Genomic DNA, 19,919 nt, shown 5'->3' on the forward strand with positions numbered 1-19,919 from the left:
AATTATGGATAAAGCAAAAAAGACTGAAACACAACAAGTGGACCTGGATACCGGGATGCCGGATTTGCCGAAAAAGGAACTGTTTGCGATAACCTTCGCCTTTCTCGGGATCAACATGGCATTCTCCCTGCAGAGTTCACAAATGAGTCGAATCTGTCAGACAATTGGTGCTAACCCTAACAACCTCGGTTTCTTCTTTATCTTCCCACCACTGATGGGGATGATCGTTCAACCATTGCTCGGGAAGATGTCTGACCGGACCTGGAACCGGTTTGGTCGGCGGCTGCCGTACCTGTTATTTGGGACGCCGATTGCGGCCTTAGTTTTGATCATGCTGCCATTCTCCGGCTCAATGGGCTTTGGTTATGGTTCATTGGCAGCGATGATTTACGCGGCCGTGGCGGTCTGCTTGATGGATTTATTTAGCAACATCTGTATGCAACCATCACGGATGATTGTCGGTGACATGGTTAACAACAAGCAGAAGAACTTCGCATGGTCCTGGCAACAGGTCTTCTCAAACGGTGGGGGGATTTTGGCAACCATCTTGCCATTTATCTTCACCATGTTTGGGATGTCGAACACTGCTAAGAAAGGGGTTGTCCCGAACACCGTTATTTGGTCATACCTCTGTGCAGCGGCAGTCCTGCTGATCACCGGTCTCTGGACGGTCTTCAACGTTAAGGAATACGATCCAGAAACATACGCTAAGTACCACCACATTGACCCGCAAGCAAAAGATGAGTCAGTTAGCCTTTGGGAATTAGTTAAGAAGGCACCAAAGGCATTCTGGGAAATCAACCTGGTGCAATTATTCTCCTGGTTCGCCATCATGTATGTATGGACATACACGACAGGAACTTGTGCTCGGAACATCTGGCATACGTCTGATGTTTCCTCAGCCGGCTACCAAGCTGCCGGTAACTGGTACGGAATTTTAACCGCCGTTTACAGTATTGCCGGAATTGTGTGGGGCTTAATCTACGCCCACGCCAAGGCTGGTTCGCGGAAGAAGTGGTACACGTTCGGGATGATCATCGGTGGGATCGGATTGATTTGGATGACTTTTGTTACCACCAAGACGACCTCAATCATCGCGATGATTATGTTTGGGATTGGTAACTTTAGTATCAACACCATCCCATTCACGATGCTGACATCATCGCTAAACGGGAAGAACGAAGGTGCCTACCTTGGGTTATTCAACGTTGGTATCTGTGTTCCCCAAATTGTTGCCTCACTTTGCAGTTTCTTCATCTTCCCATTAGTTGGCCACAACCAACCAATGATGTTGATGATCGGTGGGATTTCACTGTTATTCGGTGCCCTCGCCGTTCAAGGAATTCACGAAGGGGTTACTGTTAAGAAGGCATAACTAGACTAGACAACTCTCCTCAATACTAAAAATATCTCTGTAATGCGCCAAAGGGCTCACGACATTAGAATGTGTCGTGAGCCCTTTGTAGTTATTAGGGAGAATCAATGAATATCTGCAGCTGGTTAAGTGTAATCCGGTCTAATCTATTATGGGGGATGCAAAGTCCTTAGGGGGCACCCACAGCGAAAGGGGGAAGAAATTGTCCTAGTGTTGCTAGCCAAAGCAAAAGCAGGATCACCATTAAGGCAATCCTGCTTTTGTGATAGAAGAAAATTTTGGTAAATCCCTGTGCCAAAAACTGGCACGTGGACTATTCTTGGTAAGTTTCCTTGATGAAGAGAACGGCGATTGCCCCAAGAAGAGCAGAAATCCCAGTGACTAACATCATGTTAACTTGGGAACTACCAAGGAGTGGGAAGAGACCGAAACTAAGCAATGATGCAACCATTTGTGGAACACAGATTGAACCATTGAAGAGTCCCAGGTAAGTTCCCATGTGCTTACCAGACAAGGCGTTCGTAACCATTGTCAGTGGGTAAGTGTTCATTGACGCCCATGCAATCCCGATCAGGATGAATGAGAAGACAAGGGCATTTTGTGAGTGGATAAAGAAGATGGAAGTGTAACCAATTGCCCCGAGCAAAAGACTAATTGAGTAACCAGCCTTGTGCCGGTTGTTTGGTACTTTCGCAAGGACGTATGACCAAACAACGGCGGCGATTGATTGGACGGCGGTCATAACCCCGTACCAGTTACCAGCGGACTGGTAAGCGGCAGATGAGGCAACGGTCGTGTGCCAAACGTTCTTGGCAATTGCCCCGACAGCATAGGTTGAGAGGTACTGGAAGGAGAACCAGCAGAAGAATTGAACCAGTGCAACGTTCCAGAATACCTTTGGTGCATGCTTTAAGAGGGTAAGCCAGTTGCCACCTTCCTTGTTATCGTCTTCGGAAATTCCGTGGTACATGGCGTACGTTGCTGGATCATATTCATGAACCCGGAAAATCGTGAAGAGGCAGGTGATGACGAGGATGATTGCCCCAACGTAGAAGGAAACAACAACTGATTGTGGGACAACCCCCTTCTTGGCGGTGTTTGATACCCCCCACCAGGTTAGCAGGAATGGGAAGATGGCGGCTAAAACAGCCCCAACGTTGCAGATCAGACTCTGAATCCCATAAGCGTAACTCTTCTGGTCGTCATTAACCATGTCACCGACCATCATCTTAAATGGCTGCATGGCCATGTTCGATGACAAGTCGAGAAAGGCAACAGTAATTGCCCCGAAAAGCAGGGCGGCTAGTGACCCGTAACCAAAGCCAAAACTACCAGAGTTTGGCAAGAGGATCATGACGATCACTGCGATAATCATTCCGAGTAACAGGTACGGCAACCGCCGGCCACCAAGTTTTGGTGCCCATGTGCGGTCAGAATAATAACCGATGATTGGTTGAACAATCAGCCCCGCAAGAGGTGGTAGTAAGAAGAACCATCCCAAGTTGTTGGGGTCGGCGCCAATCGTCTGGAAAATCCGGCTCATTTGTGAACCTTGTAAAGTAAAGGCAATTTGGACCCCGAGGAAACCAAAGTTAATCATCCAAATGGTGCTCTTTGGGAGGGTCGGCAGTCCCGTCTTTGCAGACGCTTCTTGACTCATTACAAAACAACTCCTAACGAATAAAAATAATTGCAGTCGAGCGATGTAAGCTCTTACAAACGATAGTATAGTTACTTTGCTCTTATTGTGCAACCGTTTGCTCAAAGAAAATTATAAAAGTTTGCTGATAAACGTTAGGCAAAATTCGCGTGACGATTGCTGAATTTTATTATTTAAGTAGCCCCATGATAAAAATAAAAAGATCCGGAAAACATGCTTCCGGATCTTATGCAAAAGGTGAGAATTAAAGTGTTTAGAGTTTTAATTGATTGTATGATTCAACTTCAACGCCGTGCCCACTCAGCTTGAATTTTGCCATTGCCCCGTTCATCAGGCTGCCGTAGGTTTTATGACCGTACAGACTGGCAATGTACTGGATAAATGAACCATGGGAAACGACAACAACGGTACTGTTATCCGGCAATTGTTGCAGGAGGTTGATAACCTCGTGACTTCGCGTCGTCAACTGCTTACTATCTTCTGCTAGGTGGGCGGGGTCAGCTTCCTTGAGCATGTCATGCGACTTTTCGATTCCAAATGCGTCGATGACTTCGCCAATTCGCCGGAGCCGCTTTTTCCCGAGGTGACTTGCCCAGATCGCTCCTTCTTCGTTACTGTGGCCCTCAAATGAACCGTAGAAGGTTTCCCGGAAACACTTCTCCTGTGTCGGTGCCGTCATTTTCGCGCCGGGTACCTGGGTGATGAGCAAGCGGGCAGTATCGACCGCTCGCTTGAGGTCACTAGAAAATAAGTAGTCAATTTTTAACGGGGCGAGCGTCCGGCCCACCCTGATGGCGTCCTCTTCCCCCTTCTTGGTGAGGGGGGTGTCTGACCAACCCTGTAACCGTGCAAAGCAGTTAAAGTAGGTTTCACCATGTCGTACAAAGTAAACTGTTGTTGCCATTAAATCGTCCTCGCTATCTATGCAATTGCTGGGGTTCCCAGCCAATCAATCATTTCTTTCATCCGTTCCGTAATTGCCTCAGTTCCGGGCAAAAGGAGCTTCCGTGGGTCGTAACCCTTCTTATCCTTGTTTAAGTCTTGTTGCTCTTCAATGTAGCGGCGGGTTGCTTCCTGGAAGGCTAATTGGAACTCAGTGTTGATGTTCACCTTCGCCACGCCCATTGAAATGGCCTTCTTGACTTGGTCTTGTGGAATGCCTGAACCACCGTGGAGAACCAGCGGGATATCAATTGCATAGGCAATCTCTTGGAGGCGGGGGAAGTTCAAGCCCTGCCAGTTTTCCGGATAAATGCCGTGAATGTTACCAATCCCGCAGGCTAGCTTGTCAACGCCCAGGGCGGCAAAGGCCTTGGCATCTTCCACATCTGCCAGTTCACCACTACCGGTATCCTGGTTTTCACCGATCTTGCCGATTTCGGCCTCAACGGAGATTCCCCGGGAGTGGGCAAGGTCAACAACCTTCTTTGTCTTAGCATAGTTTTCCTCGATTGGCAACTTGTGGCCGTCGAACATTACTGAGGAGTAACCTAAATTAATGCATTCGATTGCGGCATCGTAGTCCCCATGGTCAAGGTGGAGAACGACCGGAACAGTAATGTCCATTGCGTCCATCTGGTCGGCAACCATGTCCTTGACGAACTTATAGCCCCCCATGTACTTTGCGGCGCCCATTGAGACCTGTACTAAAACAGGGGTGTTCGTTTCGGCGGCCGCCCGGAGAATGGCCCGTGTCCATTCAAGGTTGTTGATGTTATATGCCCCGATTGCGTAGTGATTCTTCCGTGCATCTGCAAAAAGTGCGTTACCGTTGTCAAAATAAGCCATTGTTGTTATCCCTTCCTTGTTAAATTGCTTGTGCAGCTTGAAGTTGTGCTTGCTGCTGGTAGTTGATCATCTGTAAGAAATTGTTGACGTCCAGGCTGGCGCGGCCGATTAAGGCACCGTCAACGTTTGGTTTTGCCATAATCTCCTGGATGTTTTGCGGGTTAACGCTACCCCCGTAAAGGATCCGGACTTGGTCTGCGACATCGTAGTTATAACTATCGGCGAGACTCTGCCGGATTTGCCGACAACCAGCCTCAGCAATATCCGGGTTGGCGGTATGCTTGCTGCCGACTGCCCAACTTGGTTCGTATGAAATGACGATATCCTTGAGTTGGTCAGGGCTGACCCCGTTTAAGACCGTCTTGAGTTGCTGGAAAACGTAGTGGATTTCCCCGTTAATTTCGGTTTGGACCATCTCTTCATCGGTACAGATGATCGGGGTGATTCCGGCGTCAAGGGCGGCCAGTACCTTTTCGTTGATGACCAGGTTACTCTCGTTGAAAAGGCGGCGCCGTTCCAAGTGACCGAGCATCACGTAGGTTGCGCCCGCGTCAACGAGGGTGCGGAGACTGATCTCACCAGTGTATGGGCCGTCTGCCTGGGCAGAGGCATTTTGGGCGATAATCTGGAGGTTTGAGTTACCCGCGGTCAACTTCATGTTGTAAAGGGAAACTGCCTGGGGAGCAATCCCGATTTCTTGGTCGACTGGCAGCTTGTTCTTGATTGCTTCGACGAACCGCATCGATTCGTGGACGTCCTTATTCATTTTCCAGTTAGCAATAATAAATGGTTTTCGCATTGTGGTTACTCCTTTTTATAAAAATAGCTTAAATAGGCATTTTTGGTATTCGTGTTTGTGGTCAAATGGGCCAGCAGTTACGCGGACCCCTTCGCGCTGGTGGCCGAGGAAGTCAGTGTTAAAGGCAGTGGCGCCATTAGCGGACTTCCCCATTGAAATTGCGTGGCCCGTGTCTTCTGCAAGTAAACTGTCGAGGTTACTGTCGATGAAGACCCCTTTACCAGTCGTTTTGATGGTAATGTCAACGTTTTGGAGCTGGTCGTCGAGGTAGACGTTGCCGAGCTTATTGTGGTTGATTTCGTTATGCTGGTTAGCCGTCTGGGCAGCAAAGAAGTGGTTGCCGTCAGCAGTAAATTGGTCGGCCGTTGCGGCGTTTGCGGTTTGTTCTTCGGCGATGGCGATCAGCTTCTTCATCTCATCACGAAGGCTCTTGCGGATGAAGATATTGTTGAAGAAGTATGATGAGTTGTCACCGTCCGCCTTGCTGCTTGGTTGGTAGATCCGGTGGTAGTAAGCATCGCTGCCAGCACTGGCATTGCTGCTGAGCCATTCGGTACTCCCGTTGATGAGGTTGTGCAGCAGGAGGATTCCCTTGCTTTCTAACTTGAGTGCCCGGTCGGAGAGGAGGAGGTTATTTTCGATCACCGTGAAACCAGCCGACTTTTGAATGTGGATATCTTCACCTAAACCGATCAAGAGGGCCTGCTTATTCGCCTTGGTAATCTTGAAGTCGTGTGGCAGGGAGTTGTTGTAGAAGACGTTCCGGGAAATCCGTGTCCGGGCAACCTTCCCGCCAAGCCAGAGGCCACGCGTACAGTCGTGGATGCAGTTGCGGGCGATGATTGCGCCGATTGATGGGAAGAGGTTGATCGCACTGACTTCTTCCCCGACAAGGTTTTGCCGAATGTTGATATTAAAAATACTGTTATGTTCAATCAACGGTGACGAGTTCCCGTCGACCCCGATAATCCCGGTCTGACCACAGTCGTGAATCGTGTTGTTCCGTAGCCGGTGACGGAGTGGCTTGCTTGCTTCAAGGTCGCCTGTTGGCACTTTGGCATAACGGCCAAGGGAGATCCCGGAACACTTGGCATGGGAGACGTCACAGTTGGTGATCTTCCAGCCCGCACCGCAGTTAGTGCTGATAAGTCCCTTGTTGTAGCTAGCTGATGCCCACTGACAGGCTGCCTTAGTCATTGAAAAACTTGAAATGACGATGTTATCAACGCCGGGGCGAACAGGGGAGAAACAAGTTTCCCGGAAGGTCAGTTCGACATTTTCGCTGTTCGGGTCTTTCCCCTGGAAGTTGGCATAGATAACGGTGGCATCCTTGCCAGTCAGCTGCTGAGTGTACCAAGTGTAAGTCGTGAAGGACTTGTCCCGGGAAAGTTCATTCTTTACCGGTGTGTCAACCTTGGCTCGGCTGTCAACTTCGTACATGGCCTTATTGTTGAGAAATACTTCGCCCGCGTGGTCAAAGGTGTGGTCCGCAAGTGTCGTGTAGGGATTGTAGTGCCCGAAACGACTGTTAGGAATAGTGACTGTCCACACGTGATCACTGACCTGTTGCCAGTCCGTGATCCGCTCTGCCCCGGTAATGATGGCCGCGTTTTGCACTGCCGATGAGTAGATGATTGGTTTATCGGTAGTCCCGGAGTGGCGGGGGTGGACTTCTTCACGGTAGGTACCAGGGAGCACGCTGATGTAGTCGCCAGGCATCGCGATGTCCGCCGCTTCTTGGATGTGTTTGAATGGGCGTGCCTGGGTTCCGTTACCATCATTTGCAGCATTAATATCAACAAAAATTTGCATTATTACAGTCCTTTCTTGTGTAACTACCAGTTATATTGCTCGCTTGCTTGCCGCCCTTTGCCAGTTGCGTAGTCAAGCAGGAGCCGTTGTTCGTAGTGGGCGACGTTGCGCTTAGTTTCCTTAACCATGTCAGGGTTAACGGAAACGTAGTCGATGCCCTGTTGAATTAAGAAATTAGTGAATTCTGGGTATTCTGATGGTGCCTGACCACAGATCGAAACGGTCTTGTCGTCCTTGTGGGCGGTCTTGATCAAGTGGCTGATTGCCCGCTTGACCGCTGCGTTTCGTTCATCAAAGAGGTGAGCAACCGTGTCATTGTTCCGGTCACAACCAAGGATGAGCATTGCGAGGTCATTTGAACCGATCGAGTAACCATCGATGTATGGGTTAAACTGGTCGGCGAGGATGATGTTGCTTGGAATTTCTGCCATCATGTAGACCTTGAAGTCTGCGCTCCGTTGTAGTCCTTCTGCCGCCATGATTGCAGTAACCTTTTGAATCTCGTCGACGGTCCGCACAAACGGGATCATCACGTTAAGGTTCTTTAGGCCAAATTCATTCCGGACCTTCTTGATGGCCGCCAGTTCAAGCTTAAATGCTTCGACATACTTTGGGTCGTAGTACCGGGAAGCGCCCCGCCAGCCGAGTAAGTCGGCCGGTTCGTGTGGTTCGTATTTTTCACCACCCGTCAGGTTCCGGTACTCGCTTGACTTGAAGTCGGAGAGGCGGAGGACGATTGGGCGCGGACTAATTGCCCGGGCTGCTTTTGCAATCCCGTCCGCCAACATATCAACGACTGTTTCTGGGTGGCCGGTTTCGATTAGGTAAAGGGGGTGCTGGTGGATATAGGTCGTCCAGAGGAATTCCTCCCGCATTAGCCCAATTCCATCAGCAGGAAGGCTAGCGTATTTATCAGCAAGGTCAGGGTCACCGAGGTTCATCATGACCTTCGTCCCGGTTGGGGCAAAGTATTCGGCGACCGCTTGGCCGGTATTGTCGGCAGCCGGCTTAGCGGTGGAGAGCTGGTCCATGATGTCGCCTTCGTAGACGACCCCGTTCTTCGAGTCGACCGTGACGGTGTCGCCGTCGTGGAGGGTTGCCATTACGGCCTTCCCGCAACTCTTGGTCCCGACAATACATGGAATTTGCATTTCCCGGGAAACAATGGCGGCGTGGCAGGTCATTCCCCCGTTGTCCGTGATGATGGCCGCTGCCTTCTTCATTGCGGGTACCCAGTCTGGTGAAGTCATCAGGGTAACGAGAATTTCGCCATCCTTGAACTTGTCGATGTCCTTTGGATCCGCAATCACGTGGACTTTACCACTGGCGAGACCAGGACTAGCCGGGAGACCCTTGACGATTGCCTTCGCACTTGTTGTTTTCTTGTTATCGTTTGTCATTTGCGGACCTTTCTTGTTCTTATTGGACCAAACAGTTTCGGGGCGGGCTTGGACTAACCAGAGGCGGTCGGTTACTGAATCGAGGGCAAATTCCATGTCCATGTAGCAACCATAATGCTCTTCAATCTGCTTGGCATAACCGGCAAGTTCTTGGACCTGTTCTGGTGTCAAGGCTGGCTGACTAGCGCGCTCAGCTGGCACCGTGCTTTCGAAAACACCGCCACCAGGCTTGCGGAGAAGTTCGACCGGCTTATTGACGATTGCCTTATCCACCACCTGGAGGGTTTGCTTATCAATGACGAAGTGGTCCGGGGTAACTTTCCCGAGAACGATGTATTCGCCAAGCCCCCAAATGCTGTCAATGACCATCTGGGAGTCATCACCGTTGGCAACGTTGATGGAGAACATCACCCCCGAAGCCTTGGAGAAGACCATCATCTGGACTGCGGCGGAGAGGGCGACTTTTTCGTGGGGGAAGTTTTGCTTGTGCCGGTAGTAGGTTGCCCGGTCCGTAAACAGAGATGCAAAGCATTCCTGAACCTTCTTTAGGACCATCTCGGCGCCACGAATGTTGAGGTAAGATTCTTGCTGGCCGGCGAAGGAGGCGTTTGGCAGGTCCTCTGCCGTCGCACTCGACCTGATTGCCACAAATGGTTCGTCTTGCCCAACTTTGTCTGCCAGGGCCGCGTATGCTTGTTTGATTTCCGCGGCAACTTCGGCGGGCATTTGCGCTTCCGTGATCAGCTGACGAATCTTCACACATGTACTGTGCAATTTGTCGGCATCCTCATAGTCGTCTAAGCCGGCGAGGAGGTCATTGATCTGATCGTTAAGACCAGTCGCGGCCATGAATTGCCGGTAGGCATGAGTAGTAGTTGCAAAACCGTAAGGGACAGGGACATTCATTGCGGATGTCATTTCCCCTAGTGACGAGGATTTACCACCGACTAAATTGACATCAGTGCGGTGCAGTTCATCAAACCAAAGAATATTCTTCTCTTCACGTTTTACCATTTCTGCATCTCCTTTAAGTTTTTACATGACTTTTCGTAAGCGCTTTCCTAAGATTTGTCAATAAAAGTTTTTTAAAAATAAAAAAAGCAACCGTTAGCATTGTTGGTTGCTTGCTATAAAATTTTTTTAGGAAAAACAGCTTTTTCGGATCCTTGTGATGGCCTAAATTTGTAACGGATTCCAAAAGACGATCGATTTTCGGGCTTTTGGGAGTAATTTGCTTATTTCTTGTTAGTGAATATTAGGCAAATAAATCCGCATGCGCCGGTCATTTTTGTCCTGAGGCATGCGGATATTTACTGATAATTAAGAATTTATTCAATTGTTACCGCGGCAAATGATTGGCTTTCCTTTACCTGTAAAAGGGCACGGACGGTATCGAGGGCGGTCATTAATGGAACATTTTGGGCGATGGCGTCTTGGCGAATTTGGAAGCCGGTTGAGCCTTGTTGGTAGTCATGGCGCATCGTGTTAACGACCAGGTCAATTTTTCCTGCCTTGAGCAATTGGTTGATTTCGTCAACGTTGTGGACCGTCGTCGCAACATGGATCCCGTGCGCTTTAAGAAAGGCGGCTGTTGCGGGGGTCGTCAGTACTTGGTAGCCGATCTTTGCGAAGCGGCGGACAATTGGCAAGGTCACTTCTTGGTCATTTTCTTCAATTGTAAAGAGGACCCTCCCGTAGTTTGGCACCTGGATGTGGGCACCAGCAAATGCCTTATCGAGGGCCTTTTCGTAAGTCCGGTCGCTGCCCATTACTTCCCCAGTCGACTTCATCTCGGGACCGAGGTAGGCGTCAACATCGGCAAGCTTATTAAAGGAGAAGACCGGTGCCTTGACGTGGATCATCGCTGGCTCGGGGTAAAGGCCATCCTGGTATCCTTGCTCCTTTAATGACTGGCCAAGAATAACGCGGGTTGCGACCTGGGCCATTTCAATGCCAGTGATTTTGCTGAGAAATGGGACGGTCCGGCTTGCCCGTGGGTTGACTTCCAGCACGTAGACTTCATGGTCGTGGACGATGAACTGGATATTCATAATGCCGACACATTTGAGGGCAACTGCCAACTTCTTGGTGGCATCCACAATCTGTTGCTTGACCTGCTGATCGAAGTGTTGCGGTGGGTAGACGGCCATTGAGTCACCGGAGTGGACCCCCGCGTGCTCAATGTGTTCCATAATGCCAGGTAAGAGGACGTCGTGACCATCGCAAATTGCATCGACTTCACATTCCTTCCCTTCAAGGTAGGCATCAATCAGGATTGGGTGGTCAGCGGTGACTGTAGCGTTTTGCTTGAGGTATTGCCCTAGCTCATCTTGGTTGTAGACAATTTCCATCGCCTTGCCCCCGAGGACGTAGCTGGGCCGGACGAGAACTGGGTAGCCGATTTCAGCAGCGGCCTTGATCACGTCCTGGTGGTTAGTGGCGGTCAAGCCCCGTGGCTGCTTTAACTGAAGGTCGTTGATTACCTTATCGAAGGCTTCCCGGTCCTCAGCAGCGTCCAGGTCCTTGACGGTTGTCCCGAGGATTTTGACCCCGTGTGCTGCTAGTCCGGCGGCAAGGTTGATGGCCGTTTGCCCACCGAATTGGACGATGACCCCCACTGGTTGCTCGAGGTCGATGACGTTGAGGACGTCTTCTAATGTTAATGGTTCAAAGTAGAGCTTATCCGAGACGGAAAAGTCAGTTGAGACCGTTTCGGGGTTGGAATTCATCACAATCGCTTCGTAGCCAGCGCGTTGAATGGCCTTGACACTGTGGACGGTCGCGTAGTCAAATTCAACCCCCTGACCGATCCTGATTGGGCCGGAACCGATAACGAGGATTGATGGCTTCTTCGTCCGCTGACTTTCGTTTTCGTGGTCGTACGAGCTGTAAAAGTAAGGGGTCGTGGAAGCAAACTCCGCTGCGCAGGTGTCAATCATCTTGTAGGTTGGCAGGATTTGCTTGGCCTTGCGGATGGCCCGCACATCGTCAGCGGTCGTTTGCCAGAGTGTGGCGATGGTGGTGTCGCTAAACCCGTATTTTTTGGCGACAGCGAGGGTGTTAACATCGCTTGGCTTCTCCTTGAGGGCTGTTTCCAGTTCCACCAGGTGCTTAACGATGTCGAGGAAGTAGTGGTTGATCTTAGTGAAATTATGGACCTGGTCAAGGGTGTAGCCACGGCGGAATGCTTCTGCAAGGTAGAAGAGGCGGTCATCCTGGGCGTGAATCAGCTTATTTTGCAGCTGGTCGTCACTAGCGGTGTGTGCTTCGGCGGAGAAGAGGTCATGCTGGTCAATCTCAAGGGAGCGGACTGCTTTTTGTAAGGCTTCTTCCGCGGTCCGGCCAATCGCCATGACCTCCCCGGTGGCCTTCATCTGACTACCGAGTTGGCGGTCAGCGTGGGTAAACTTATCAAATGGCCAGCGGGGGATCTTGCAGACGACATAGTCCAAGGCGGGTTCGAATTCGGCATAGGTGGTCTTAGTGACCGGGTTTTTGATCTCATCGAGGGTCAAGCCAACCGCAATTTTGGCCGCCATCTTCGCGATCGGGTAACCGGTCGCCTTGGATGCTAGCGCGGAAGACCGGGAGACCCGCGGGTTAACTTCAATCACGTCGTAATGGTAGCTGTTAGGGTCGAGGGCCAGTTGGACGTTGCACCCACCTTCGATTTTTAGCGCCCGGATAAGTTTGAGGGCACAATCCCGTAGCAGCTGGTATTCCCGGTCGGTCAGCGTTTGGTTCGGGGCAAAGACAATTGAGTCCCCGGTGTGGATGCCGACCGGGTCGAAGTTTTCCATGCAGCAAACGACCATCACGTTATCGGCGGCGTCCCGCATCACTTCAAATTCAACTTCCTTATAGCCCGCAATCGACTTTTCAATTAGGCACTGGGTTGCGGGGGAAAGCTCCAGCCCGTTTTTAGCGATCGCTTGAAGTTCTTTTTCGTTAGCGCAGATCCCGCCCCCGGTTCCGCCCATCGTAAATGCTGGCCGGACAATGACCGGGTAACCGATCTGCTTGGCAAATGCCAGGGCCTCGTCAATGGTTGAAACGGTCTGTGATGCGGGGACAGGCTCACCGAGGCGGTTCATCAGTTCCTTGAACTTTTCCCGGTCTTCAGCTTCATCGATTGAAGCCAGCTTTGTCCCGAGGAGTTCGATCCCTAATTCGTCGAGAATCCCGGTCTTCGAGAGGGCGACAGCGAGGTTTAACCCGATCTGACCGCCCAGGGTCGGCAAGATTGCGTCTGGATATTCCTTCCGGATGATCCGGGAAACGGCAGCAACAGTCAGCGGTTCGATGTAGACATGGTCAGCAATTTCCGTGTCGGTCATGATCGTTGCGGGGTTAGAATTGACGAGGACGGTCTCATAGCCCTCCTCTCGTAATGCGAGGCAGGCCTGGGTGCCGGAGTAGTCAAATTCCGCAGCTTGTCCAATGATGATTGGCCCTGAACCGATTACTAAAATTTTGTGGATATCATTACGCTTCGGCATAAGTTTGTACCTCCTTGTGGTCATCAATCATCTTCATGAACTTGTCGAATAACGCTGCGGCATCATGGGGACCCGGTGCGGCGTCAGGGTGAAACTGGACGGAAAATGCCGGGTACTTGATATGTACTAACCCCTCGACAGTCCCATCGTTGATTTCGATATGGGTAATCCGCAGGTCTGAATCGACGATTGACGACGGGTCGACCGCAAAGCCGTGGTTCTGGGAGGTGAAGGCAATTTTGCTGGTGGCGAGGTCCCGGACGGGGTGGTTAAAGCCCCGGTGGCCGAACTTCATCTTGTAAGTCTTCGCACCATTGGCTAGGGCAAAGACCTGGTGGCCCATGCAGATGCCAAAGACGGGGACCTGCTGTTCGATTTTGGCGACCATTGCCGCGGCGCTAGTCATCTCACTCGGGTCACCAGGACCGTTGGAGAGGAGGACGCCGTCAGGGTGGAGGTCCATTACTTGGCGAGCGGTAACGTTGGCCGGGAGGACGGTAACATTGCAGTCGCGCTTATTTAGCTCGCGGAGAATGCTGGTTTTCATCCCGAAGTCGATGACGACCACGTTGCGTTGCAGGCCAGGGTTAACATAGGCCTGCTTTGTCGAGACCTTGCTAATGATCCCCTTGGTCGGGATCGCCTGCTTTAGTTCTTCAACGACCTTGCTAACATTAGCGGCACTATCGGTGATGGTGCCACGGAGGGTGCCGTGTTGCCGGATCTTTTGAACGAGTTCCCGGGTATCGATTCCCTGGATACCGGGAATGTGGTGCTTTGTTAAAAAGGATGGGAGTGCTTCCGTCATTCGCCAGTTGCTCGGTACCCGGGCAACTTGGTGGCAGATAACCCCTTTGATTTGCGGCTGGAGGGTTTCGTTATCCTCGCTGTTAATGCCGTAGTTGCCGATTAAGGGGTTGGTGAATACAAGGATTTGGTTGGCGTAGGATTGGTCGGTGATTGCCTCTTGGTAGCCGACCATCCCGGTAGTGAAGACGACCTCACCAACGGTCAGGGTGTCGGCACCAAAACCTTCACCAGGGTAAACAGTACCGTCTTCTAGAATTAAATATCGTTTCATGAGTTTCATCCTTTCTTACAAAACCCTTCCACTGATCGTAAAAACTAGCTCGGCGTTGAAAAAAGTTTAATAAAAAACGCTTAATCCATGAGTGATGGGCTAAGCGTATACAAAGAAATTAAATATATATTAATATTTTCAATATAGTATAACAACGCTGACCTTGTTAGCCTCACGGGACCAAATTAAAGGATTGATTGATACTAAAGTACTGTATTTTTATTCCTGTGTCAAGAATAATTTGTATTTTTATGCATGACATTCACCTGGTTTGGCATATTCCTGCATAAATGTTTTTTAGTATTATAGCAGATTAAATAGAGATTTAAAGGACCTAAATAAAAAACGCTGATCGCAGAACTACGACTGGCACGGATATATTAATGCCCTTGGAGATATGCTAAGATTGAGGCAGGGGAATTATAAAGAAATGAGGAGTATTTATGACACGAGCAGAATTAAAAAATAAGGCGAAGCAAAACTTGCGTGGTAACTGGGGCTGGTCCGTGGGGATTGCCCTTGTATACGAAGCACTGGCAATTATGCTACACTTTGCTGAAGATAATGGTACCGGGCTGATTATCGTAGCGATTTATTCAATTATCGTGGGAATGATATCGATTAGTTGGGAGTATACCTCCCTGGCCCTCGCGGACGGTGATACCGATAATGCTAATTTTGCTGGAATCTTAGCGTCCGTTCGCGCTGACCGGTTTAAAGTATCATTTATCATGATGGTTTTAATGTGGGTTTACTTAACCCTCTGGACCCTTTTGCTGATTATTCCCGGGATTATTAAGATTTTCTCCTATTCCCAGACGTCTTTTATTATTAAAGACAAACTCGATAGTGGTCAGCAGATTTCTGCTAACGAGGCGATTACTGAGAGCCGGAAGTTGATGGATGGTCATAAGGCCGAGTACTTTATCCTTCAGCTGAGCTTCTTGGGGTGGGTGCTTCTTGGAATACTAACAATTGGAATTGCAAACTTATGGGTCTTTCCATATATTTACACGACCAATGCTAATTATTACCGCCAGTTAGCTGGTGACCGTTACCGGGGCGGTGATGCTGAGGATGACAATCAGCAAGATGACGTAACGGCAACATTTGAAGAAAAATAATTAAAAAGTGTCAATGACGCGACGACGGTCATTGACACTTTTTAATTTAAATTTTTTGCACACTGGCTCGTTCGGTCACCTGCACCGGGATGAATTGTGATTCGTGGTCCTCAAGTAGGCTAGTCGCCGCAACAAGGCCCATTTGGTAGAAATTCTGGGTCACGCTGGTGATGGTCGGAACGGTGATGTCACAGAGGAAGGTCCCGTCGATGCTGACTAAGGAGAGGTCAGCGGGAACTTCAATCCCTAAGAGGTGGGCCTCCTTAATGATCCCAACTGCCACCATGTCACTGGCAGTAATGACCGCGTCAATTTGCAGGTCCTGGTAGGCCTTGAGGATGCTTTGTTGGGGACCGTAGCTATAGTCACCGTACTGGACAAGGGCAGGATCAAACGGTAGCCCGTGTTTAGCGAGGGCCTTTTGGTAGCCAGCTAGCCGTTGCTGGCCGGTACACGAATGGTCGATGCCGGCAAGGCCAATTCGCTGGTGCCCATGGTCGATGAGGTAACTTGCCGCCAGGTAACCAATGCGCTCGTTGTTAGAGCTAATGAACTTAAAGGCGGCGTAGCGGGGGTTCGTCTGGTCGTAAATCGAAACTAGGCGGCACGGGACGTTCGCTTCGCGGAGGGTCGTCGCCGCTTGTTCATCAAGGGAGGTGGCGAGCAGGAGGATCCCCGCAACATGGCGTTCCAGGGCAACACTAATCGCCTGGTTGAGCAGGCGGGCGTTGTGGTTGCCGGCATAGAGGATGAACATTTGGTAGCCAGCTTTATCGGTCGTTTCCTGGATAGCGTCAATGATTTCGTTGGAAAAATTAGTCTGGGTGTTATTGAGGATGACCGCGATAAGCTTGCTACTCTTCGCGGCGAGTTCTGCCGCAGCAATATTTTTGGTATAGCCGAGTTCCTTGGCGATTGCCCTAATCTTTTCCGCTGTTTCCGGGCGGTACGAACTTTTCTTTTTCGATAAGACACGGGAGACGGTGGCGGTGGAAACATTTGCCCGTTCCGCGATGTCCTTAATTGTTGGTTTCATGATGGGCCCCTTTTACTAGTGATTATTGTCTCTATTATAGATTATTTTTCAGATTGTGTAAACGTTTACAAGAAAAGGACGAATAGTTGTGGTGTGTGCCTTTGTTTGAATCTTATGTTATCGTTTGATAACGAATATTCCTAAATTATATATTGATTTATTTAAAATAATCATTATACTTAATTGTGAATTTGATAACAAAAATGAGGTGGAATAAAGAATGAAGGTTATTATTGTTGGTTGTACACACGCCGGGACAATTACCGCGACGCAGATCTTAAAGAACCATCCAGAGGCTGAAGTAACGATTTATGAACGGAATGACAACGTTTCGTTCCTTTCCTGTGGGATTGCGGTCTACTTGAGTGGGGATGTTGGTGACCCCGACGCAATGTTTTACTCCAGTCCAAAACAGTTAGCGGATCTAGGGGCGACTGTTAAGATGCAACATAATGTTACCAATATTGATCCGCAGACGAAGACGGTCGAGGTGACGGACTTGGTAACCGGCGAGACGACAACTGACCATTACGATAAGCTTGTTGACACAACTGGCTCATGGCCGGTGATTCCACCGATTCCTGGTGTCGATGGTCCGCATGTCTACCTTTGTAAGAACTACCACCATGCAAAGGAGCTCTTTAATGTTGCTAAGAAGGCAGAGCGGATCGTTGTCATCGGTGGGGGTTATATCGGAGTTGAATTAGTAGAAGCATACACGCGGCAAAATAAGGACGTTACCCTTGTTGACGGTTCACCACGGATGTTGCACAAGTATTTTGATCAAGAGTACACGAGCCGAATTCAAAAACAATTTGAAGACCACGGTGCCCACTTCGCGTTCGATCAACGAGTGACCGGTTTTGAAGATCATGGTGATGCCGGGGTAACGGTTAAGACAGATAAGGGAAGTTACGATGCTGACATTGCAATCTTATGTGTCGGCTTCCGGCCAAACACGGACCTTCTTAAGGGAAAGGTCAAGATGCATGATAATGGCGCAATCGTCACTAATGAGTACATGCAATCCTCTGACCCAGATATTTATGCGGCTGGTGATTCCACGGCTGTTCACTACAACCCAACCGGCAAGGATGCCTATATCCCCTTGGCTACTAACGCAATTCGCCAGGGAACAATCGTGGGGGTTAACTTGTTTGGTAACACGATGAAGGATATGGGGACCCAGTCTAGTTCAGGGTTGAACCTTTACGGAACCACAATGGTGTCATCAGGACTAACCCTGGAAAACGCAAAGGACGCTGGCTTTGATGCCGAGGCAGTCACGATCGAAGATAACTACCGGCCAGAGTTTATGCCAACGACGACGCCAGTCTTGATGACGCTGGTATGGGATAAGAAGACCCGGCAGATCCTTGGTGGCCAGTTAATGAGTAAGCACGATGTCTCCCAGTCAGCGAACGTATTGTCACTGTGCATCCAGGACAAGCACACGATTGATTACCTCGCCTTCGTTGATATGCTGTTCCAGCCACACTTTGACCGGCCATTTAACTACTTAAACATCCTCGGCCAAGCTGCGGTCGCAAAAGCAAGATAAAAGAAAAATGACGCCGGGAAAATCTTCCGAGCGTCATTTTTTACTTCCGTAATGATAACTTCACCACGGCTTCACAGCGGGCAGTTTGGGGCATCATGTCGATTGGTTGAATGTAGTCAACGTGGTAGACACTGGTCAACCGCCGGAGGTTCCGTGCCAGCGATGCCATTCCACATGAAACATAGGCAAACTTCCGCGGCTTAACCTTGAGGATTTGCTTGATTAGCTGGTCATCAAGGCCAGTCCGCGGTGGGTCGACGACGAGGGCATCGAACTTGAGCCCTTCCTTTTGCCAGCGGGGAAGGACTTCTTCCGCCTTGCCGACCTCGTACTTGGCGTTAGTAATGCCGTTTATCTTCGCGTTTTCGTTGGCGTCGTCAACGGCTTCGGAGATAATTTCCATCCCCCGGACCTCCTTGACCCGCGGCGCCAGGGAAAGGCCAATCGTCCCAATCCCAGCATAGGCATCGATGAGGGTGTCGTCCTTGTCGAGGTCCAAAGCCGCCGCGGCTTGTTCGTAAAGGACCTCGGTCTGCTCAGGGTTTAGCTGGAGAAATGACCGGGCAGAGAGCTTGAAGTCAAGCCCCATCAGGCTTTCGTAAATGGCATCTTCGCCAGCAAGGTGGATCATCTTCTCACCCCAGACAAGGGGAGTGTCACCAGGATTGACGTTTTGCATCACGGAGACGACTTCTGGTAGCTCTTTTTCAATCCGTGCTAACAGGTCGCGCTTGTGTGGGAGCTTAGCCGAGTTCGTGATGAAGGTCAGCTGCACTTCGCCGGTTGACCAGGATTCACGGACGGCAAGGGTCTTAATAATCCCGCTGTTGTGCTTTTCTTCGTAAACGGGAATTTGGAGGTCAGCGATCATTTTCACGACCGCCCGGACCACCTTCATCGTTCGTGGCATTTGGACGGCACAAGTCTCCATATCGACGAGGGTGTGGCTGTTTGGCTGGTATAGTCCCGCGGCGACCTTCCCGTTCACCATCCGTACCTGGAACTGGGCCTTGTTCCGGTAGCCGTATTGTTCCGGAGCCGCGATGGTTGGGCGAACATCATAGTTGCGGAAACCATATGGCTGGAACTTTTCGAGGCTGTCGAGGACAACTTGCCGCTTGAACTTTAGTTGTTGTTGGTAGGCGAGATTTTCAAGCTCAAAGCCCCCGGCAATGTCGGCGTAGGCATCACGGGGCGTTACCCGGTAGCGGCTCTTTTTCCGAATCCGGTGGATCTTTGCTTCGAGGTAGCGGGGGAGGACCCGCGTAACTTCTGCGACAATCACTTCGTCGGGAAGGGCTCCCGGGACAAAGCAGACCTTATGCTTAAAGTAGCCAATCCCGTGCCCATTTACTCCTAGACGACGGATGGTAAGGGGGAAGCGTTTGCCGACCCAGACATCAACGTCTTGTTCGCGTTCTTTAGATTGCGTCATGTTATTTCTCCGTTCTTAATATGATAGTGCTTATATTTTAGCATAACAAAAGCGAGGGCGGGGCTGCTTACTGCTAATCTGATACCCGACAAATCTGCTAAATTGGTCGGGTGGCAAATTAGCCCAGTAGCGCAACTTTGCTAACTCGTTTTATGCTAATAATTGTGTTATTCCGCCCTTAATTCTACGACAAACTCAGCGGCGGACTCAACTTGGCGGTCACAATATTAATACTATAGAAGTAAACGGGATATTGCTCGACCGATCTACCACTAATTTCATAACCAAAACTTTTAAAATCGTCCAATAAGTTAACGTTTTGCTAATAACCTATTTTTTGCGGCGCCAA

At 50.0% G+C, this 19,919-nt stretch carries 13 protein-coding genes; 3 read left to right on the forward strand and 10 right to left on the reverse strand.

Translation table 11 applies throughout. From position 1 onward, the window contains the following. The first annotated feature begins 4 nt into the window (after nt 1–4). Complete coding sequence (locus CZ502_RS05625; RefSeq protein ID WP_076460404.1) at nt 5–1,375, forward strand: SLC45 family MFS transporter; 1,371 nt, start codon at nt 5–7, stop codon at nt 1,373–1,375. A gap of 313 nt (nt 1,376–1,688) precedes the next feature. Here the strand turns inward: CZ502_RS05625 and CZ502_RS05630 are convergent, their stop codons facing one another. From CZ502_RS05630 to CZ502_RS05665, 8 genes are all read right to left on the reverse strand, one after another. After that, nucleotides 1,689–3,035 (reverse strand): SLC45 family MFS transporter, encoded by a 1,347-nt coding sequence (locus CZ502_RS05630; RefSeq protein WP_076460406.1) that lies wholly within the window; start codon nt 3,033–3,035, stop codon nt 1,689–1,691. Between the two features lie 253 nt (nt 3,036–3,288). Continuing rightward, nucleotides 3,289–3,939 (reverse strand): histidine phosphatase family protein, encoded by a 651-nt coding sequence (locus CZ502_RS05635; protein ID WP_076460408.1) that lies wholly within the window; start codon nt 3,937–3,939, stop codon nt 3,289–3,291. A gap of 17 nt (nt 3,940–3,956) precedes the next feature. Continuing rightward, the gene (gene fba / locus CZ502_RS05640; protein ID WP_076460410.1) at nt 3,957–4,823 is read right to left on the reverse strand and encodes a class II fructose-1,6-bisphosphate aldolase; all 867 of its coding nucleotides are present in this window, start codon (nt 4,821–4,823) and stop codon (nt 3,957–3,959) included. A 19-nt stretch (nt 4,824–4,842) separates the two neighbouring features. Beyond that, nucleotides 4,843–5,622 carry a triose-phosphate isomerase gene (tpiA, locus tag CZ502_RS05645; protein ID WP_076460412.1) on the reverse strand — a complete coding sequence of 260 codons (780 nt, stop codon included), beginning with the start codon at nt 5,620–5,622 and terminating at the stop codon, nt 4,843–4,845. A 15-nt stretch (nt 5,623–5,637) separates the two neighbouring features. Continuing rightward, a complete protein-coding gene (locus CZ502_RS05650; RefSeq protein ID WP_076460414.1) occupies nt 5,638–7,434 on the reverse strand; it encodes a right-handed parallel beta-helix repeat-containing protein in 1,797 nt (598 codons plus the stop codon). A 23-nt stretch (nt 7,435–7,457) separates the two neighbouring features. Next, nucleotides 7,458–9,848, reverse strand: a complete 2,391-nt coding sequence (gene ppsA / locus CZ502_RS05655) for a phosphoenolpyruvate synthase (RefSeq protein ID WP_076460416.1) — start codon at nt 9,846–9,848, stop codon at nt 7,458–7,460. Between the two features lie 314 nt (nt 9,849–10,162). Next, a complete protein-coding gene (carB, locus tag CZ502_RS05660; protein WP_076460418.1) occupies nt 10,163–13,333 on the reverse strand; it encodes a carbamoyl-phosphate synthase large subunit in 3,171 nt (1,056 codons plus the stop codon). Next, nucleotides 13,320–14,414, reverse strand: a complete 1,095-nt coding sequence (locus tag CZ502_RS05665; protein WP_076460420.1) for a carbamoyl phosphate synthase small subunit — start codon at nt 14,412–14,414, stop codon at nt 13,320–13,322. Before CZ502_RS05665 ends, carB begins: the two co-directional genes overlap by 14 nt. A gap of 443 nt (nt 14,415–14,857) precedes the next feature. Here CZ502_RS05665 and CZ502_RS05670 point away from each other — a divergent pair, with 443 nt between their 5' ends. Beyond that, the gene (locus CZ502_RS05670; RefSeq protein WP_076460422.1) at nt 14,858–15,538 is read left to right on the forward strand and encodes a DUF975 family protein; all 681 of its coding nucleotides are present in this window, start codon (nt 14,858–14,860) and stop codon (nt 15,536–15,538) included. Between the two features lie 46 nt (nt 15,539–15,584). Here the strand turns inward: CZ502_RS05670 and CZ502_RS05675 are convergent, their stop codons facing one another. Continuing rightward, nucleotides 15,585–16,574, reverse strand: coding sequence for a LacI family DNA-binding transcriptional regulator (locus CZ502_RS05675; RefSeq protein WP_076460424.1), 990 nt, complete (start codon nt 16,572–16,574; stop codon nt 15,585–15,587). A 220-nt stretch (nt 16,575–16,794) separates the two neighbouring features. Between CZ502_RS05675 and CZ502_RS05680 the strand changes: the two genes are divergently transcribed. Continuing rightward, entirely contained in the window at nt 16,795–18,135 is a 1,341-nt protein-coding gene (locus CZ502_RS05680) for an FAD-dependent oxidoreductase (RefSeq protein WP_076460427.1), read from the forward strand. A 40-nt stretch (nt 18,136–18,175) separates the two neighbouring features. On the opposite strand, the gene rlmD is transcribed toward CZ502_RS05680, so the two are convergent. Continuing rightward, the gene (gene rlmD, locus CZ502_RS05685) at nt 18,176–19,570 is read right to left on the reverse strand and encodes a 23S rRNA (uracil(1939)-C(5))-methyltransferase RlmD (RefSeq protein WP_076460429.1); all 1,395 of its coding nucleotides are present in this window, start codon (nt 19,568–19,570) and stop codon (nt 18,176–18,178) included. Nucleotides 19,571–19,919 lie beyond the last annotated feature (349 nt).

It is taken from the genome of Limosilactobacillus caccae, from assembly GCF_900156885.1.
GTDB lineage: Bacteria > Bacillota > Bacilli > Lactobacillales > Lactobacillaceae > Limosilactobacillus > Limosilactobacillus caccae.

What these genes read in the sequence shown, in the direction of transcription:
- CZ502_RS05670 (WP_076460422.1), top strand. Translation starts at nt 14,858, where the DNA reads ATGACACGAGCAGAATTAAAAAATAAGGCGAAGCAAAACTTGCGTGGT.
- tpiA (WP_076460412.1), bottom strand. Translation starts at nt 5,622, where the DNA reads ATGCGAAAACCATTTATTATTGCTAACTGGAAAATGAATAAGGACGTC.
- carB (WP_076460418.1), bottom strand. Translation starts at nt 13,333, where the DNA reads ATGCCGAAGCGTAATGATATCCACAAAATTTTAGTAATCGGTTCAGGG.
- CZ502_RS05625 (WP_076460404.1), top strand. Translation starts at nt 5, where the DNA reads ATGGATAAAGCAAAAAAGACTGAAACACAACAAGTGGACCTGGATACC.
- fba (WP_076460410.1), bottom strand. Translation starts at nt 4,823, where the DNA reads ATGGCTTATTTTGACAACGGTAACGCACTTTTTGCAGATGCACGGAAG.
- CZ502_RS05675 (WP_076460424.1), bottom strand. Translation starts at nt 16,574, where the DNA reads ATGAAACCAACAATTAAGGACATCGCGGAACGGGCAAATGTTTCCACC.
- CZ502_RS05650 (WP_076460414.1), bottom strand. Translation starts at nt 7,434, where the DNA reads ATGCAAATTTTTGTTGATATTAATGCTGCAAATGATGGTAACGGAACC.
- CZ502_RS05680 (WP_076460427.1), top strand. Translation starts at nt 16,795, where the DNA reads ATGAAGGTTATTATTGTTGGTTGTACACACGCCGGGACAATTACCGCG.
- rlmD (WP_076460429.1), bottom strand. Translation starts at nt 19,570, where the DNA reads ATGACGCAATCTAAAGAACGCGAACAAGACGTTGATGTCTGGGTCGGC.
- CZ502_RS05635 (WP_076460408.1), bottom strand. Translation starts at nt 3,939, where the DNA reads ATGGCAACAACAGTTTACTTTGTACGACATGGTGAAACCTACTTTAAC.
- CZ502_RS05630 (WP_076460406.1), bottom strand. Translation starts at nt 3,035, where the DNA reads ATGAGTCAAGAAGCGTCTGCAAAGACGGGACTGCCGACCCTCCCAAAG.
- ppsA (WP_076460416.1), bottom strand. Translation starts at nt 9,848, where the DNA reads ATGGTAAAACGTGAAGAGAAGAATATTCTTTGGTTTGATGAACTGCAC.
- CZ502_RS05665 (WP_076460420.1), bottom strand. Translation starts at nt 14,414, where the DNA reads ATGAAACGATATTTAATTCTAGAAGACGGTACTGTTTACCCTGGTGAA.